This is a genomic window from Streptomyces yongxingensis (genome assembly GCF_055597465.1).
The window spans coordinates 10426370-10443546 of sequence record NZ_CM145717.1 but is presented as its reverse complement, the minus strand read 5'-3'; the positions used below and the strand labels follow the sequence as shown (position 1 = coordinate 10443546).

Here is a 17177-nt window from a genome sequence, read left to right as displayed (position 1 = left end):
CTCCGAGGGTCGGTCGGGAGTGGGCCCCCGCGGTGGAGGCACCGGCCGCCACCACGCCCGGCGGCGTGGTCATGTGGACTCGCTCAGCTGGATCGCGGCGGCCGGGCAGACGCTCGCGGCCTCCCGGACGGCGGTGTGACGGGGGCGAGGAGCAGACCGGTGATGGCGTCGGTGAGCGCGCCGGCCGTGTCGTTCCAGGACGGCTGGCGCGTACTGGTCCCCTCGGCGAGGGCGCGCTCCCGTTCGGCACAGGTGTGGGTGATCAACTGGCGGGCCATGTCGCCGCGTTCGGCCCGCACCTCGGCGGGCAGGGCGTCCAGGCAGCCGCCCAGGCCGTGGAGGGTCTGCCGCAGCGGCTCCCGGGTGAGGGCCTCGTCGGTGACGATCGCCCGCAGCACGGGGTCGGTCATCACCTGGACGGCGAACCGGGCGTACCAGGAGGGGACGCCCAGGGTGGCCAGGTGCTCGGTGGCGGGGCACACCAGGCAGGCGACCCAGTCCCGGACCTCCTCGCTGCCGCGGGTCTCGTCCACCATCCGCTGCCGGATCTCCTCGATCGCCTCGGAGTGCGTGCGCATGATGGCGCGCACCAGATCCGCCCTGGTGCCGAAGTGATAGCCGACCGCGGCGACATTGCCCTGCCCGGCCGCCTCGCTGATCTGCCGGTTCGACACCGCGACCAGGCCGTGCTCGGCGTAGAGCCGCTCCGCCGCGGCCATGATGGCCTCGCGGGTCCCGGCGGAGCGGACGGTGCGCGCGTCGGTCACCGTGGCCTCCCGTCTCCGTGGTTCCTGTGACCTGCTGCGGCCACTCTAAAACGCATGAATTAAATAAAGCAACTGATTGAGATTGGAGCAGAGAGACATCGGATCTGTGATCGGACCCTTCGCGGGGATAGCGGTCACTACGCCGGAAACATCCCCTAGTGCTTCGGGCATACCTCCAGCCATTCCCTCCCCAGCCGTTGACCCCATCCGATGTTTCTCCTACGTTGCGGTCGAACCTCAACCCGGGAGGCTGTAGATGAGACCCGCGCTCAGGCGCATATCCGTGATCGCCGCGGCAGCGGCGGTCCTGACCGCGCTGCCGGGCGCCGCATCGGCCGAAGGACGGCACCAGGGGCGTACGTATCACGTCGCCACCTGGGGCGCCGACCGCGACAGCGGCAGCTCGCTCCATCCGTTCCGCACCATCGGCCGCTGCACCGAACAGGTGCGGCCCGGGGACACCTGTCTGATCCACCGCGGCCGCTACCAGGAGCGGGTCGTCCCGCCCTCGGGCACCGAGGACGCGCCGATCACGCTCGCCGCGTACGGCGACGGCACGGTCACGGTGGACGGCACGAGGACCGTCACCGGCTGGCGGGACGCGGGCGGCGGTCTGGTGGCCGCCGATGTGGACCTCCCGCTCGACCGCAGCGAGAACGCGCTGTTCCTGGACGGCGAGCGCGCCATGGAGGGCCGCTGGCCCAACTCCGGCCCCGATCCGCTCAATCCGTCCTGGGCGGTGGCCGAGCGCTCCTCCACCGATCAGCACATCGACGACCCGGATCTGCCGGACGGCGACTTCACCGGCGCCACCGTCCATCTGTGGGCCGGTTCCAACCCGTGGAGCCAGCAGACCGGCACGGTGACCGCCACGTCGGACGGCGCCCTCGATTTCAAGGGCGGCAACTACCGCTGCACCCCGCTGTGCATGGGCGACCAGAACTACCGCAACTACTACCTGGTCGGCGCCAGGGCCACGCTCGACCAGCCCGGTGAGTGGTACTACGACAAGGACGCGCGCCGCCTCTATCTGGTCCCGCCCAAGGGCGGTGTCACGGGCCACACCGTGACCGCGAAGTACGAGAGCTGGGGCGTGGACCTCTCGCGCAGCTCCCATGTCACCGTCCGCGGCCTCGATCTGTGGGGCACCTCGCTGCGCACCGGCGCCGACAGCACCGGTGTGCTGGTCGAAGGGCTCCGGGCCCGCTACATCTCGGAGTTCTCCACGCTCCCCATGCCACGCGACGACGAACTGGCCATCCCGCCGGGCGAGGGCCACATCGTCGCCTCGCGGGTGCTGAACTCAGGTGTCCAGATCCTCGGCCAGGGCAACACCCTGCGCGACAGCGACATCGGCTACTCCGCGGGCACGGGTGTGCTGCTGCGCGGCAGCGGCAACACCGTCACCGGCAACTACATCCACGACGTGGGCTGGATGGGCAGCTACACCCCCGGTATCGAGATCAACGGCAGCGGCCAGACCGTCACCCACAACACCATCCGCCGCACCGGCCGGGCGAGCATCGACACCGCCTGGCAGCTGAACGGTGTGCCCTTCCACGACAACCGGATCGCCTACAACGACCTCTCCGAGGCGATGCGCACCTCACGCGACGGCAGCCCGTTCTATGTGTGCTGCAACCTGGACGCCAAGGGCACCAGCGTGGACCACAACACCGTGCATGACGCGGACGGCCAGGTGGGCTACTACATCGACAACTCATCGAGCAACTTCCTGCTGCACCACAACGTGGCGTACAACACCGGCACCCGCGGCACCTTCTTCAACGGCCACAGCGGTGTCAGCCTCGGCAACCGCGACCACAACTCCTCGTACGGCACGGGGATTTCCACCGCCGCCGTCCGGCTGAGCGGCGCCACCGACGCCACGGGAACGTATGTCAGCAACGACGTGGCGCTCACGCCGATGGAGATCTCCGGCCCCGGCGACCCCGCCCCCGTCGTACGGAACAACCTGCTGCCGCCCACCGATCCGCGCTACACCGACGCGCGCAACGGTGAACTCTGGCCGCGCGCGGACTCCCCCGCCATCGACGCGGGAGAGAAGGTCGACGGGGTGACCGGCGAGGTCCGGGGCGACGGGCCGGACCAGGGCGCGTACGAGTACGGCGAGCCCATCTGGTCGTCCGGCTGCCGGCTGGCGGGCTGTGAGACCCGGGTCCGCAACGACGGCTGGAAGGCGACCGCCTCCGGTGGCGCCGATGCCTCGGCCGCCGTGGACGGGGTGCAGACCACCCAGTGGAAGGGGGACGCTCCCCAGGCCGCCGGTCAGTCCCTCACCGTGGATCTCGGCACCGCGAAGACCTTCGGCCGGCTGGCTGTCGACGCGGGTCTTGACGCCACCGGACACCCCTATGGCTTCACCGTCTCGGTCAGCCGCGACGGTGAGCACTGGGGGACGCCAGTGGCCCGGGTCAGCGGGCGCTCCTTCACCCAGGACGCGGTCTTCGAACAGCGCACCGCCCGCTATCTGCGGATCGAGCTGACGCAGCCGGGCGAGAACCCCTGGGCGGTGGACGAGATCCGGCTCTACGCCGACGGCCCCGACGCGGCCGCCACCCTGCAGGCGGAGCGCGCCGAGGTGGTCCGGGGCGTCGAGCGCGGCGAGGCGGCCACCTCGGTCCTCGGGACGGGGGACGCGATCGGCTTCCGCGGGGTGAGGTTCGGCGCGGGCGCGGACACGCTGACGGTGCGGCTGGCGTCCGGCGGCTGCGGGGACTGCTCCCTGCGGCTGCGCCTGGACTCCCCGGGCGGTCCGGTGGCGGCCACGCTTCCGGTGCGCGGGACCGGTGGCACGGACGAGTGGCGGGAGCGTTCGGTGCGTCTCCCCCGTACGGTGACCGGCTCCCATGACGTCTATCTCGTCGCCACGGGCGGCCATCGGGTGGCCGCCGTGGACTGGCTGACGCTGCGCTAGGGGCGAGGAGGTGGGGGCGCGGCCGCCCCCTGGCGTACCGCGCGCCCCACCTCCGTCCGCAGCGCGATGAACTCCGGCAGCCCCCGGGTGGTGATCTGGTCGCGTTCGGCGGGCAGCACCACCGGCAGGTCCGCCCGCACCCGGCCCGGCCCCGGAGCCAGCACCACCACCCGGTCCGCCACATAGACGCTCTCGTCGATGTCATGGGTGACCAGCAGAATCGTCATCCCCTCGGCCCGGTGCAGCCGCAGCAGCAGATCCTCCAGGTCCTCCCGGGTCTGGGCGTCCAGCGCGCCGAACGGCTCGTCCATCAGCAGCAGCGCGGGCCGGGCGGCCAGGGCGCGGGCGAGCGCGACGCGCTGCTGCATGCCACCCGACAGTTGCCAGGGGTGGCGGCGTGCGGCGTCGGCCAGGCCCACCTGCTCCAGCATGGCCACCGCCGCCGCATGGCGTTCCGCGCGGGGCAGTCCGCGCCGCCGCAGCGGAAGGGCGACGTTCTCCCGCACCGAGAGCCAGGGGAAGAGCGAGCGGCTGTAGTCCTGGAAGACCACTCCGAGCCGGTCCGGAACGCCGTCCACCACCTCCCCGTCCAGGGTGATCCGCCCGGCGGAGGGGCGGAGAAGGCCCGCGACACAGCGCAGCAGGGTGGACTTGCCACAGCCGGAGGGGCCGACGAGAGTGAGCAACTGACCGTCGGGGACGGTGAGTTCGATGTCCTGGAGCACATCGGGGCCGTCGCCGTAGCGATGGCTGAGACGGTCGATCCGCAGCATGTCCGCCTCACCGGGCCCAGGGCTCGTACGCCGGGGAGTCGTCGGCGGGGACCCGGACCTGGAGCAGCAGCGGGCCGTCGTCGCGACCGAGGGCGAGGGCCCGGTCGAGGGCCTTGGGGAGGTGGTCGGGGTGCTCCACCCGTTCGGCCGGGCAGCCGAAGGACCCGGCGAGCGCGGCGAAGTCGATGCCCCCGATGTCGGTGCCCGGCACGGGTGCGATGCCGATGCGGTGGCCCAGTGCCTTGACCGCGCCGTAGCCGCCGTTGTCGAGCAGGACGTAGCTCACCGGGGCACGGTGCCGGGCCGCGGTCCACAGGGCCTGCACCGAGTAGAGCGCCGAGCCGTCGCCGACGACGCACACCACCCGTTCGCCGTCCGCGAGGGCGCGGCCGACCGCGAGCGGCAGCCCCCAGCCCAGCGCGCCGCTGCCGGTGGTGAGGAAGCGGCCCTCGCCGCTGATGGGGAGGCGGGCGTGGAGGGCGTCGCGGTGGCTGGGGGTCTCCTCCACCAGCACGGTGTTCCGGGGCAGCCGCTCGCGCAGCAGGTCCATCACCAGCTCGGGGGAGATCTCCTCCGCCGAAGTGGCCGGCAGCGGCCCGGGGGCGGGCCGCGGCGGTGGCGCGGGCCGGTCGGCGGGCCGGACGAGATCGGTGAGGGTGCGCAGGGCGGTCCTGAGGGTGGTGACGATGCTGGTGCCCACCGGGAGCCACGCGGCCTGCGCGGGGTCGCAGTCGAGGTGGTACAGCTCGGTGCCGTCGGCGAGCGGTGGGGCCTCGGTGTGCACGTGATAGGTGAACAGCGGGGCACCGAGCGCGACCACCACGTCATGGGCGGCCAGCCGCTCCGCCAGCTGGTCGGCGACGGGCGGCAGAAAGCCCTGGAAGAACGGGTGGCGTTCGTCGAAGCCGGAGCGCCCGGAGAGCGGGCTGATCCACACCGCGGCCCGCAGCCGCTCGGCCAGTTCGGCCACTTCCCGTACGGCGCCCTCGTCGTCCACGCCCGGCCCGACGACCAGCGCGGGGCGCGCCGAGACCTCGAGTGCTCGGGCGAGGCCGGTGAGCGCGGCGGGGTCGGCGGTGTAGCCGCCGTGGACGGTGCGCGGGGCGACCGGCTCGGCGGGGCGGTCCCAGTCGTCCTCCGGTACGGAGAGGAAGACCGGGCCCCGGGGGTGGCTCATGGCCACGCGGTGGGCCTCGGCGAGCGCGGCGGGCACATCGGCGGCCCGCTCCGGCTGCCTGCTGAACTTCACGTACGGGCGCGGGAACCGGACCGGTTCGTCGGCGCCGAGGAAGGGCCGCAGCGGGAGCAGCGCACGGGACTGCTGCCCCGCGATGATCACCACCGGCACCCGGTCCCGGTAGGCGTTGAACACCGCCCCCAGGGAGTGGCCCACTCCCCCGGCGGAGTGCAGGCTGACCAGCGCCGCCCGCCCGGTGCCCAGGGCGTGGCCCGCGGCCATGGCGACGGCGGTGGACTCCTGCAGTCCGAGCACATAGCGGAAGTCCTCGGGCCAGTCGCGGAACATCCGCAGTTCGGTGGAGCCGGGGTTGCCGAAGACGGTCGTCATCCCGGTGGCGCGGCACAGTGCCAGCACCGCCTCGCGGACCGTGCCGGCCGGGGGGTGGGCGGTGGGCTCGGCCATGGGGCCACCTCCTGTGCTGGGTGTGGGGGCGTGTCCTGCGTACGGGTGGTCAGGTACGGTGCGCGGCGCGGTGTCTGCCGAGAGCCAGGCGCTCGACGGCGAGCAGCCCGCTGTTGAGCAGGTGCCCGAGCGCGCCGAGCAGCACCATCACCGACCACACCGTGAGCAGATCGGAGCGGGTCTGCGCGTCGGTGAGCGAGAAGCCTATGCCGTCGGCGGTGCCGGGCAGCAGCTCCGAGAACACCATCAGGATGAGCGAGAGCGACAGGCTCAGCCGCAGCCCGGCGAAGATACGCGGGAGCGCGGCGGGCAGATACAGCAGCACGATCCGCTCGGCCGGCCGCATCCGCACGGTGGCGGCGACGTCCAGCCGCAGCGGGTCGATACCGCGGACCCCCTCGGCCGTATTGATCAGTACGGGCCAGATGGCGCCGAAGACGATGGAGGCGAGCTGCATCGGCGTGCCGAGGTCGAAGACCACGACGAAGACGGGCACCAGCGCGGGCGGAGGCACGGCGCGGGCGAACTGCAGCACCGGATCGCACAGCGCGTACACGGTGCGCGAGCGGCCCAGGGCGAGCCCCAGCACGATGCCACCGGCCGCGGCGAGGGCGAATCCGGCGAGCACCCGGCCGAGGCTGGGCAGCAGATCGCGGACCGCCGCGTCGGTGAGGAACGCCCGTTCGGCGGGGCCGGAGAACCACAGGTGATAACCGTGGTCGACGATCCGGGCGGGGGTCGGGAAGAAGACGCTGCCGTGGGCCCGCGCGGCGAGCTGCCACAGCACCACCGCCACCACCGGGACGCCGAGCCGCAGCGCGAGGGTCCGGGGCAGCCGCCGCGCGGCTCCGAGCGGGGTGGCCGGCGCGGTCATGCACGGCTCCCGCGGTGCTCGGGCGCCCAGGGGAACAGCCGCCGTTCGACCGCGGTGAGCGCCAGATTGATGACGAGGCCGAGCGCTCCCGCCCACACCACTCCGGCCAGCACATCGCGGGTGCCGTCGGTGGCCATGCCCGCCTGGGCGATGAAGGTGCCAAGACCCTCGCCGAATCCGGCGAGGATCTCGCTGGCCACGGCGAGGATCAGGGCGGTGGCCGCCGCGATGCGCACCCCGGCGGCGATGAACGGGGCGGCCGAGGGCAGACCGGCCATCAAGAGGACGGCGAGCCGCCCGAAACCGAAGGCGCGCAGCGTGTCCTTGGCCAGCGGATCGGTCTCGCCGAGCCCGTAGACGGTGTTGAACAGAACGGGCCAGACACACGCGTAGGTGACGAGGGCGACCGTGGTCTCGCCGCCGGCCCCGAGCAGCAGCGACACCAGGGGGATGAGGGCCACCGACGGCACCGGGCGCAGGAATTCGATCAGTACCCGCGCGGCCTGCGCGGCCGTCGGCACACTGCCCAGCAGCAGCCCGAGGGGGATCGCGAGGGCGCAGGCGAGGGCGAGCCCGGTGGCCCATGCCTCGAGGGTGGCGCCGACGCCGTTCAGGAAGGCGGTGTCGCCGCCGAGTTCGACGGCCCGTACCAGCACCTCGGAGGCGGGTGGCAGAAAGGCGCGCCGCACCATCCCGGAGCGGCCCAGGGCCTCGCAGGCGGCGCAGGCCACGAGCACGCCGACGGCGCCGAGCAGCGCGCTCCTGGCCCGCCCGGTGCGCTTCCGCCTGGCCGTCGCCGGGCTCACCGGGCGGGCTGGTAGAGGACGGCGGCGGGGTCGAGGTCCTTGGTGAGCAGCTTCTGCGCCCGCATCAGCGAGATGAGCCGCTTGAGCTGGGCGGCGCTGGAGGTGGCCGGGTAGTCGGGCAGGCCGATGGCGGCGGCCTCCTCCGGCTTGATCTTCGTATAGCCGGGCAGCGCCTTCTCCACGGCGCCGCGGTCCTTGGCGGCCACGGCCTGGGCGGCGGAGATGGCGCGCTGGAAGGCGGCGGCCGTCTTGGGGTACTTGTCGATGAAGGTGTCGGTGGTGACATAGCCGCTGAGCGGCAGTCCGGCGACGGGCGCCACGTTACCGTCGACCACCGTACGGGCCTTCAGCTCGCGCTTGAGCGCGGTGACGAACGGCTCGGCGGCGTGCACGGCGTCCACCTGGCCCCGCTCCAGCACCGAGCCCATCTGCGGGAACGGCACCTGCCGGTACTCGGGCCGGCCGGCTCCGGCCTTGCCGAGGGTGGCGTTGAGGGTGAGCGACTGGATGTTGTTGAGGATGTTGACCGCGACCTTCTTGCCCTCGAGGTCCCGCGGCCCCTTGATCTTCGAGTCGGGGGGCACCAGCACATCCATCATGTGCGGGGCGTTGCGCGCGCCCTCGGCCAGCACCCGGGTGGCCAGGGTGCCCTTCTCACGGGCCTGGAGGAACGTCACGAAGTTGGCGCCGCCGATGACGTCCACCTGGCCGTGGGCGAGCGCGGGCAGCGCCTGGACGCTCTGCTGGACCGGCTGGACGCGGACGTTCAGCCCTTCCTTCTCGAAGAGCTCGCGGTCGATGGCGATGTGCAGGGCGGCCACATCGGCGAGCGGCAGCCCGGCCACCGTGATCGTCTTCTTCTCCGGCCCTCCCGGGGCGCCGGAGTCCTCGTCGGAGCCGCCGCATCCGGCGAGGAGCACGGCGGTGACCGTGGCGGCCGCGGCCAACTTTGCCGGGGGTAAGCGCAGTTGGTCTCTCATGGCATTTCACGATAGGGGCCGTGCGCTGTTCACACCATGGTCGGGAACACCTCGTCGAACAGGTCGAGCATGGCCCGCCAGGCGCGTTCGGCGGAGGGCCGGTGGTAGCCGATCCCCGGGCGGGCCGCGGGATCGGGTTCGAGGTCGGGATGGGTGAAGCTGTGCAGGGCGCCGCCGTGGAGGTGCATGCGCCAGTCCACCCCGGCGGCCCGCATCTCCTCCTCGAAGGCCAGACGCTGCTCGACCGGGATGAACGGGTCCTCGGACCCCACACAGACCAGGACCTTGCCGGTGATGTTGGCGGCGTCCTCGGGCCGGGTGCTCGTCAGACCGGGGTGGAAGCCGACCACGGCCTTGAGATCCGCGCCGCTCCGGGCGAGTTCGAGGGCCATGGTGCCGCCCAGGCAGTAGCCGATGGCGGCGAGCCGCGAGGTGTCGGCCCGGGGTTCCGCGGTCAGCACCGCGAGCCCGGCTCCGGTGAGGGCGCGCATGCGGTCGGGGTCGGCGAGCAGTTCGTCGACCCGGGCGAACATCTCCTCGCGGTCCTCGATGAACCGTCCGCCGCCGTGGTAGTCGAGGGCGAAGGCCACATAGCCGAGTTCGGCGAGCCGGTCGGCGCGCTCGCGCTGGTGGTCGGTGATGCCGGGGCCCTCGTGGGCGATCAGCACGGCAGGGCGCCGGTCCGTGCCCCCGGGCAGCGCCAGATGGCCCACCATGGTCGTGCCGTTCACGGGGTATTCGATGCGTCTGGTCGTCACCATCGCCGCGCCTCCTTGTCCTTGGTCTTGGTCTTGGGCTGGCTTGGGCTTGGGCTTGGGCGTCGAAGCGTGTGTTCTCGGGCGTTCCCGGGCTTCGAGCCGGATGAGGGGAAGCTAACAGCGGCGGTGCGCCGGGCCCGTGCTGCTTCGCCGGGGGCCGATTCGGTCTGCCGACAGCGAAGGCGTACCGAGTGGCCGGGCGGTGTATGGCAGCGGCGGTCGGCGCCTGGCAGAGTGCGGCCCATGGACTATTCAGCCCATTTCCATCGTGAGATCGTGGCGTTCGAGCAGACGGCTCGTGGCGCCGCCGACGGGGCGGACGCCCCGCTGATCCCCTCCTGCCCCGGCTGGACGATGTCGGATCTGGTGCTCCACCTGGGCGGGGTGCATCGCCTGGTCGCCCGCGTCATCCGGGAGCGGCTCGACAGGCAGCCGGACATCACGGACGCCACCCTCTTCGAGCTTCCCGAGGACCGCGAGGGCTGGCCGGCGCCCACGGGCGGGCCGCATCACGGCCCGGTGCCGGTGAGCCTCGTCGACTGGTTCGCCGAGGGGGCCGCCCGGCTCGAGGCGCTGTTCCGGAGCGAGGATCCGGGGCTGGCGGTGTGGACGTGGTCGGCGGAGCACACCGCGGGGTTCTGGCTGCGGATGCAGACCATCGAGGCGGCCCTGCACCGCTGGGACGCCGAGCAGGCGGCCGGTGGGCGGGCCCGGCCGGTGCAGCCCGACCTCGCGGTCGACGCCGTGGCCCAGACCTTCGAGGTGATGGCCCCGGCCCGGCGGGCGTGGCGGGAGGCCCCGCCCGGGGCGGGCGAGTCGTTCCGGTTCCGCCGGACCGACGGTCCGGAGGCGTGGACCGTCCGCTTCGACCGCGACGACGTACGGCTCACCACCGGCGCCGCGGACGAGGACACCGATGAGACGTCCCGCGATGTCGAGCTGGCCGGGACCGCGTCGGACCTGATGCTGTTCCTGTGGCAGCGGCTCCCCGCGGACCGACTCGACAAGGTGACCGGCGACCAGGCGGTGCTCGACCGCTACTTCACCCTCGTCCCGCCCGTGTGAACGGCGTCCGGCGAGTCGGCGCCCCGCGGCCCAGGCCGCGGGGTGCGACCATGGCCGGGAGCCGACCACGAACGAGGGAGCCGCGAATGAACAGCGCCGATCTGCTGGCCGACGCCTTCGAGCGGGTGCGCGAGGAGGTGCAGTCGGCCGTGGACGGGCTCTCGGAGGACGAGCTGGCCGTACGACTCGACAGCGGGGCCAATTCGATCGCCTGGCTGGTGTGGCATCTGACCCGGGTCCAGGACGACCACATCGCCGACGCCGCGGGCACCGAACAGCTGTGGACGTCCGAGGGCTGGGCCGAGCGGTTCGACCTGCCGTTCCCGCCCGAGGCCACCGGCTACGGCCACCGGAGCAAGGACGTGGCGGCGGTGCGGGCGGACGCCGAGCTGCTCGCCGGGTACTACGACGCCGTCCACGAGAACACCCTGGCGTTCGTGCGCGGCCTGCGCGACTCCGATCTCGACCGGATCGTGGACGAGCGGTGGACCCCGGCGGTGACCCTCGGTGTCCGGCTGGTCAGTGTGATCGCGGACGATCTGCAGCACGCCGGGCAGGCGGCGTTCATCCGCGGCGCCATCCGCAGGCGATAGCGCGAAAACACCGGGAACGGGGGCCGTCGCACCGCCCGCATTGACATGCAGGCAATCACCTGCCTAACGTTCGGTGTGAGCTCAGAGATGGACAAGGTCTTCAAGGCGCTGGCCGACCAGACCCGGCGGTATCTGCTGGACCGGCTGCATGAGCACAACGGCCAGACGCTGGGTGAGCTGTGCCGGAGGCTGGAGATGACCCGCCAGTCGGCGACCCAGCATCTGGCCGTTCTCGAGGCCGCCAATCTGGTCAGCACGGTGCGGCGGGGCCGCGAAAAGCTCCACTACCTCAACCCCGTCCCCCTCAATGAGATCCAGGAGCGCTGGATCGACAAGTTCGAGCGCCCGCGGCTGCGCGCGCTGAGCCTGGTGAAGCGACAAGCGGAGGAAACGATGGCCGACAAGCCGGCGTTCGTGTACGTCATCTATATCGAAAGCACACCGGAGAAGGTCTGGCACGCGCTGACCGACGCCGACCTCACGGCCGAGTACTGGGGCCACCGCAATGTGTCGGACTGGCAGGTCGGCTCCCCGTGGGAGCATCAGCGGACGGACGGCTCCGGCACCGCCGATGTCGTCGGCACGGTCGTGGAGAGCTCACCGCCCACCCGGCTGGTGACCACCTGGGCCGCGCCCGACGCCGATGTCACCGCCGAGCCCTCCCGCGTCACCTTCGACATCCAGCCGCACGACGACATCGTCCGGCTGACCGTGACCCATGAGAACCTGGCCGACGAGGCCGAGCGGACCGCGGCGGCCGGTGGCTGGGCCGCGGTGCTGTCCAACCTGAAGTCGCTGATCGAGACGGGGAGCCCGCTGCCGCAGCAGCCCTGGCTGATCCCTCAGTGAACCTCGGCCACCGTGGGACGGTGGGGGCTCACCGCGCGGCCCCACCGTCCCGTACCGCGATCCCCAGCGCGTCGGCGAGCATCGGCGCGAGCTCCATCAACTGCCCGCTGCCGATGGTGGCGCCGCCCAGCGCGTCATAACCGTCCGCGATCTCCAGCCGGGTGGCCCCCCGCAGATCGACCTTCGCCATCCGAGCCTTGTCGAACCGCACACCCTCCAGCGCCGTCCCCGGAAACGCGACCTCCGTCAGCCCGGCGCCGCCAAGGTCCACATCGCGCAGCAGACAGTCCACGAAGGTGACGTTCCGCAGCGTGGCGGTGCGGAGATTCACCGATTCCAGCTTGCATCGGTGAAAGGCCACCCGGTGCAGCCGCGCGGAGAACATCTCAAGCCCGGCCAGCACACAGCCGCCAAGCTCGCCGTCCAGCCAGTCGGTGTCCGCCAGGTCGGTGCCCACCCATCGCACCCCGTCCAGCCACACCTCATTGAACCGGGCCCCGCGGCCACGGCCCCCGGTGAAGGTCACCGAGGAGAACGCGGACTCGAGGAACCGGGCGTTGTCACACACGGCCCCGTCGAAGGAGTCGCCGTTCAGATGAACGGTGTCGTAGTCGCCTCCTTCCGCCAAGTCCCCGTCGAACGGCCGCAGATGGTCCGCGAAGGGCAGATCGGCGAGTTCACGGGGGGACGGCACCATGCGGGGGCTCACTTTCCTGGGGGGCGGACCGCGTACGAGGCCGATACTGCCATCCGCGACCGACATCCCCCGGTGGGCGTCGGGAGCGAGGACCCCGGACCGCCGTGAAGCCAAGATTGGCCGAGTGGCATGTCGTTCAACCGCACGAACAGGACAATCTGCCGCCCTCTCCGCCTTCACGACCTCGCCGGAAGCGATCTCGGGACCTGGGCCGACCGCCCCCGCCGGAGGGACTTCCTCCAGGTAGCGGCCGGGCCGGGAGCCGACCACGAATCTCTAGCTCACAACGCATTGCACTGTCCATCCGTCATTTCGGGGAATATCCCTGTGTTCGGCGACCTGGATAGCTTTCTGCGCACCCTGACGCCCGGTCAGGCGGTGGACGAACGGAAGGCGGGTCGACGCGGATGACGCGTAGCCGTAGGGACATGCTGAGGGCGGCGACAGCCGTGGCGGGCGCGGCGGCCGTGGGAGCGGTGGGCGGCGTCACGACCGCCGCCGCGGCCACGCCGACGGCACGGCGGCCAAGAGGGGTGCTGAGCTCGGTGGGAACGCGGCTCAACACCTTCAAGGACGCTTCGGGCCTGGTGACCGTCTCGGTCTTCTCGCACCGGGGCAATCCCCCTCAGCAGCACTGGGTCGATGAGACGGTCCTCGTCGGCGACGGCGACATGATCGCCATCGGCGGCGGGGCCACCGCGGCGGAATACCCCAACGGGGCGTTGCTGACCGCGTCGTATCCCACGGACGACCTGTCGGGCTGGACCGTCAGTTCGAAGGACCATATCGACGCGCAGGCACATGAGTTGGTCTCGTACGTCATCGGCCTGAAGATCGCCGGGATGAGCCGGGACCAACTGCTGCGGTCGGTGTACGTGGCACGCGCGGACAGCGGGGTGGCCCCGCATCCGGAGGCCGAGGCCGGCCTTCCGTCGTCGGACGAGTACGTCCTCGTCGGCGGCGGGTTCCGGGTGGACTGGCACGGCGGCGGCAATCTCGCCACCGCCTCCTTCCCCTCGACCGAGAGCTCCTGGAAGGCCCGGTCGAAGGACCATCTGGTCTCCGATCCCGCCAACATCCGGGTGTTCGCCATCGGGCTCCGGCGTTTTCTCCCGGTGGGGTTCGTGTCCAACAGCTTCACCCGGGCCGACTCCGGCCAGTCCCCGCACCCGGCCGCCGTGGCGTCCGTGGAGCCCGGTTTCGCGCTGACCGGCGGCGGCGCGGAGGTGCATTACCGGGGCGGTGGCAATCTGCTCTGGAAGCTCGAACCGGCCACCACCCAGACGCCGAGCTACAGCGCGGCCGCCAAGGACCACCATGTGTCCGACCCGAGCACGATCACGGCCTACTCCGTGGGCATCCGCCTCAACTGACACAGAAGAGCGATATCGTGCGCCGGATGGCCCACTCTCCGGTGTGCTGAGCGCAATTCCCCGGGACTCCTCCGTTAAATCGGGTCGTCAGATTATTCGCTCTGCGACCCGACACGGAGGAATCCATGCAGATCGCGAAGAAGGCCGCCCTGCTTGCCGCCACCGCCGGCACCCTGGTGCTCCTCGGCACCGGCACCGCGGCCGCCAACGGCTACGGTGGCAGCTCCGACAGAAGCACCGGTGTTCCCACCAGCTTCGACATCGACAGCTTCATCTTCCAGAGCAACGACTGCGACACCGCCACCGGCACCACCGTCTCCAGCGCCGTCGGCGCTCCGACGGGCGAGATCAACATCGGCAGCACCTGCGCCAACATCATCGGCGGCTGACGCCGCGACAGAGGCCGACGACCACGGTCACCGGCCCACCGCGCTCCTCCCGCCCCTCCGGGGCGGGAGGAGCGCACCCGTTTCGACTCGATGGTCTGGTACGCCGAACGGGCTACTCTCCGGTGTGCTTACCCGACTTCCCCCGGGCTTCCTTCGTTAAATCTGATCGTCAGATATCTCGCTCCGCGACCCGACACGGAGGAAACGATGCAGATCGCGAAGAAGGCCGCCCTGCTTGCCGCCACCGCCGGCACCCTGGTGCTCCTCGGCACCGGCACCGCAGCCGCCAACGGCTACGGTGGCAGCTCCGACATTCCCACCACCGTCAACCTGTCCAGCCTCATCTTCCAGACCAACGACTGCGACACCGCCACCGGTGTGACGACGTCCGTGGCCGGGACCGGCCCGACCGGTGACATCAACATCGGCAGCACCTGCATCAACGCCATCGGCGGCTGACGCAGGGGCAGGGGCCGACGACCACGGTCACCGGCCCACCGCGCTCCCCTCGCCCCTCCGGGTCGAGGGGAGCGCGCCTTACCGCCGTACCTGGATCAGCGCATGGGCGCCGCTGGTGCGCCAGTGGTCCTCGTGGGCGTCCAGCGCGGCCACGGTCCGCTCGTCGAGGCCGACGATGACATCCGACTTCAGGGTCCGCAGCGCGGCCACCGGACCGGGAAAGTACCCGGTGCGGTCGGCGAAGGAGGTGGTCGGGGGCCACAGCCGGTCGCCGACGAGGCGGCGGTAGTTCAGATCGCCCTTCATGACGGTGAGCGTGGCCCCGGCGAACTCGCTCCGCAGATCGCCGGGCATCTCCTCGTACGGCAGCGGGGCGCGGAAGAAGTCGTGCGCCCGCACCGTGAGCCGCCCGTCGCCCATGGCGGCCCACAGCCGTCCGCCGGCCCCGGCCGCGGCGCCCTCCGCCCGTACCAGACGGCGCAGACAGTCGACGACATCCTCGGTGGTGGCGTCGGAGACGTAGTACGGATACGGCTTCACCTGGAGCACCACCCGCTCGGCGCGCCCGTGGTGGAGCACATGGTCGATGAGGACGAGGTCGGGGAGCAGCTCCCGCCCGGCGTTGTCCGCCACCACGCACAGCGTGGCCGGGGAGCCGACGGGCAGCAGCGACCACAGCGCCTCCGAGTCGTCCGCGACCAGTGGCGGGGTCTCGGCGCCGTGCGGGTCCGCTGCCGATGAGGAGATGCGGAAGCCCAGGTCCGCGCGGTTGCCCCAGAGTGAGCCGTGCACCAGCGCGGCCGCCTGTTCCCCGGCGGGTTTGCGCAGGATGTCGTCGAGCGTGGCCAGTTCGGCCTCGGTCTCGGGGGTGTCCAGCTCGGCCTGTTTGAAGGGGCGGAACGGGTCGACGCCCCGCCAGGGGCCGTCCGCGAAGTAGCCCACCGCCTCCAGGAGCCGGCGGTAGAAGTAGCTCTCCGCCCACAGGAACGGGACGTCGAACCAGGACCGGCCGAAGTGCTCCCGGCCCCATGCCGCCCACCGGTCGTGGTCGTACGCGGTGGGCGGGAGCGGGGCGATGGTGCCCTCGGCGGCGTTGTCGCGCAGCGCGTCGAGGGCGCGGTGCTGTCCGGGGCCGTACGGGAAGGCGTAGCGCACCTTCTCGATCAGTGCGGGATGGCGCTCGGCCAGCACACTCCGGGCGAACGATCCGGGCTCATCGCTGCGGATCACGGGCGCGTCGACGGTGTCGGACATGGCAGCCAGGGTCGCACACCGCGCGGTGGCGCGGCGGGGTCACCACCAGTGCGCGCGGCGGGGTCACCACCAGTGCGCGCGGCGAGGTCACCAGTGCGCGGGGCGGGTGAGGGACGGGGGCAGCCGGGTGGCGGCGTCGCCCTTGGCCGCGTTCAGCTGGGCCTGGGTGAGGAAGACGGCTCCCCGCAGGTCGGCCCCGCTCAGGTCGGCGTCGCGGACGTCGGCCCCGATCAGATCGGCCGCCGTCAGATCGGCCCGGGTGAGGTTCGCCGCGATGAGACGGGCGCCGCGGAGGTTGGCGCCCCGCAGATCGGCTCCCCTCAGGTCGGCGCCGATGAGATCGGCTCCCCTGCGGTTCTTCTTGCCCGGGATCCGGGCCCGTACCAGCTCGCTCGTGCGCAGCAGCAGCTGATTGACCCGGTCGCGGTGGGCCGCCACATCGAGCTCCCTCAGCTCCGGGGCGCTGCCGAGGGTGAGGCGCTCGGTCTCCCGCAGCGCCTCGCGCAGTGCGCCGTGGACGGGCCGGGCGGCCGGCAGGGCCAGCGCCTCGGTGAGGTACCAGAGCAGCTCGTGCAGATGGCGCATGACGGGGAAGACGGCGAACATCTCGGAGGCCGTCCCGGGGTGCCGCCGCCAGTCGCGGCCCTCGAAGGTGAGCTGGGAGACCTTCTGCCCGGCGCCGAAGCAATCGTAGACCGTGCAGCCCGGGAAGCCCTCCTCGCGCAGCCGGGAGTGGATTCCGCAGCGGAAGTCGGACCGGAGGTTGCGACAGGGCTCCCCCGCGTCCTTGCCGATCGCGAAGTCCGTGGAGGCCGCGAAGGGCAGGGCGACACAGCACAGCCCGAAGCAGTCGGCGCAGTCGGCCCGCAGGGCGGGGCGGTCCGCGGCGGCCGGGCCGGCGGAGGGGGTTTCGGTCGTATCTGACACCGTGCGTGGTCTCCCGCGTGGACAAGAGCACCG

The 17177-nt window shown here is 71.9% G+C and carries 17 protein-coding genes; 7 read left to right on the top strand and 10 right to left on the bottom strand.

All coding sequences use genetic code 11. The features are described 5' to 3' along the window. Positions 1–83: 83 nt before the first annotated feature. On the bottom strand, positions 84–719 hold the full coding sequence (locus ACZ6TD_RS44155) for a TetR/AcrR family transcriptional regulator (RefSeq protein ID WP_471358602.1): 636 nt from the start codon (positions 717–719) through the stop codon (positions 84–86). A 304-nt stretch (positions 720–1023) separates the two neighbouring features. On the opposite strand from ACZ6TD_RS44155, the gene ACZ6TD_RS44150 reads away from it, so the two are divergent. After that, positions 1024–3705 (top strand): carbohydrate-binding protein, encoded by a 2682-nt coding sequence (locus tag ACZ6TD_RS44150; RefSeq protein ID WP_471347345.1) that lies wholly within the window; start codon positions 1024–1026, stop codon positions 3703–3705. Here the strand turns inward: ACZ6TD_RS44150 and ACZ6TD_RS44145 are convergent. Genes ACZ6TD_RS44145 through ACZ6TD_RS44120 form a run of 6 tightly spaced genes read right to left on the bottom strand, consistent with a single transcriptional unit; the run spans position 3702 to position 9541 of the window. Then, positions 3702–4478, bottom strand: coding sequence for an ABC transporter ATP-binding protein (locus ACZ6TD_RS44145; RefSeq protein WP_471347343.1), 777 nt, complete (start codon positions 4476–4478; stop codon positions 3702–3704). The genes ACZ6TD_RS44150 and ACZ6TD_RS44145 overlap by 4 nt on opposite strands. Positions 4479–4485: 7 nt before the next feature. Then, positions 4486–6120 carry a benzoylformate decarboxylase gene (gene mdlC / locus ACZ6TD_RS44140; protein WP_471347341.1) on the bottom strand — a complete coding sequence of 545 codons (1635 nt, stop codon included), beginning with the start codon at positions 6118–6120 and terminating at the stop codon, positions 4486–4488. Positions 6121–6169: 49 nt separating this feature from the next. Continuing rightward, the gene (locus ACZ6TD_RS44135) at positions 6170–6994 is read right to left on the bottom strand and encodes an ABC transporter permease (protein ID WP_471347339.1); all 825 of its coding nucleotides are present in this window, start codon (positions 6992–6994) and stop codon (positions 6170–6172) included. Then, positions 6991–7800, bottom strand: a complete 810-nt coding sequence (locus ACZ6TD_RS44130) for an ABC transporter permease (RefSeq protein WP_471347337.1) — start codon at positions 7798–7800, stop codon at positions 6991–6993. Before ACZ6TD_RS44130 ends, ACZ6TD_RS44135 begins: the two co-directional genes overlap by 4 nt. Then, positions 7797–8780, bottom strand: a complete 984-nt coding sequence (locus ACZ6TD_RS44125) for an ABC transporter substrate-binding protein (protein ID WP_471347335.1) — start codon at positions 8778–8780, stop codon at positions 7797–7799. Before ACZ6TD_RS44125 ends, ACZ6TD_RS44130 begins: the two co-directional genes overlap by 4 nt. Positions 8781–8809: 29 nt before the next feature. After that, positions 8810–9541, bottom strand: a complete 732-nt coding sequence (locus ACZ6TD_RS44120) for a dienelactone hydrolase family protein (protein ID WP_471347333.1) — start codon at positions 9539–9541, stop codon at positions 8810–8812. 240 nt (positions 9542–9781) lie between these two features. On the opposite strand from ACZ6TD_RS44120, the gene ACZ6TD_RS44115 reads away from it, so the two are divergent. The 3 genes from ACZ6TD_RS44115 (at position 9782) to ACZ6TD_RS44105 (ending at position 12045) form a co-directional block, all read left to right on the top strand. Beyond that, the gene (locus tag ACZ6TD_RS44115) at positions 9782–10603 is read left to right on the top strand and encodes a maleylpyruvate isomerase family mycothiol-dependent enzyme (protein ID WP_471347331.1); all 822 of its coding nucleotides are present in this window, start codon (positions 9782–9784) and stop codon (positions 10601–10603) included. Positions 10604–10689: 86 nt separating this feature from the next. Beyond that, positions 10690–11196, top strand: coding sequence for a mycothiol transferase (locus ACZ6TD_RS44110; protein ID WP_471347330.1), 507 nt, complete (start codon positions 10690–10692; stop codon positions 11194–11196). A gap of 87 nt (positions 11197–11283) precedes the next feature. Further along, the gene (locus tag ACZ6TD_RS44105; RefSeq protein WP_471358599.1) at positions 11284–12045 is read left to right on the top strand and encodes an ArsR/SmtB family transcription factor; all 762 of its coding nucleotides are present in this window, start codon (positions 11284–11286) and stop codon (positions 12043–12045) included. 28 nt (positions 12046–12073) lie between these two features. Here ACZ6TD_RS44105 and ACZ6TD_RS44100 read toward each other — a convergent pair whose 3' ends face one another. Continuing rightward, on the bottom strand, positions 12074–12742 hold the full coding sequence (locus tag ACZ6TD_RS44100) for a pentapeptide repeat-containing protein (RefSeq protein WP_471347327.1): 669 nt from the start codon (positions 12740–12742) through the stop codon (positions 12074–12076). 407 nt (positions 12743–13149) lie between these two features. Here ACZ6TD_RS44100 and ACZ6TD_RS44095 point away from each other — a divergent pair, with 407 nt between their 5' ends. The 3 genes from ACZ6TD_RS44095 to ACZ6TD_RS44085 all read left to right on the top strand — a co-directional run bounded on the left by ACZ6TD_RS44095 (position 13150) and on the right by ACZ6TD_RS44085 (position 14963). Further along, entirely contained in the window at positions 13150–14115 is a 966-nt protein-coding gene (locus tag ACZ6TD_RS44095; protein WP_471347326.1) for a hypothetical protein, read from the top strand. A 125-nt stretch (positions 14116–14240) separates the two neighbouring features. Then, positions 14241–14504, top strand: a complete 264-nt coding sequence (locus tag ACZ6TD_RS44090; RefSeq protein ID WP_471347324.1) for a hypothetical protein — start codon at positions 14241–14243, stop codon at positions 14502–14504. 207 nt (positions 14505–14711) lie between these two features. Then, a complete protein-coding gene (locus ACZ6TD_RS44085) occupies positions 14712–14963 on the top strand; it encodes a hypothetical protein (protein WP_471347322.1) in 252 nt (83 codons plus the stop codon). A 78-nt stretch (positions 14964–15041) separates the two neighbouring features. On the opposite strand, the gene ACZ6TD_RS44080 is transcribed toward ACZ6TD_RS44085, so the two are convergent. Together ACZ6TD_RS44080 and ACZ6TD_RS44075 are read right to left on the bottom strand one after the other, a co-directional pair. Then, entirely contained in the window at positions 15042–16217 is a 1176-nt protein-coding gene (locus ACZ6TD_RS44080) for a damage-control phosphatase ARMT1 family protein (RefSeq protein WP_471347320.1), read from the bottom strand. 87 nt (positions 16218–16304) lie between these two features. Then, on the bottom strand, positions 16305–17144 hold the full coding sequence (locus ACZ6TD_RS44075) for a pentapeptide repeat-containing protein (protein ID WP_471347318.1): 840 nt from the start codon (positions 17142–17144) through the stop codon (positions 16305–16307). Positions 17145–17177 lie beyond the last annotated feature (33 nt).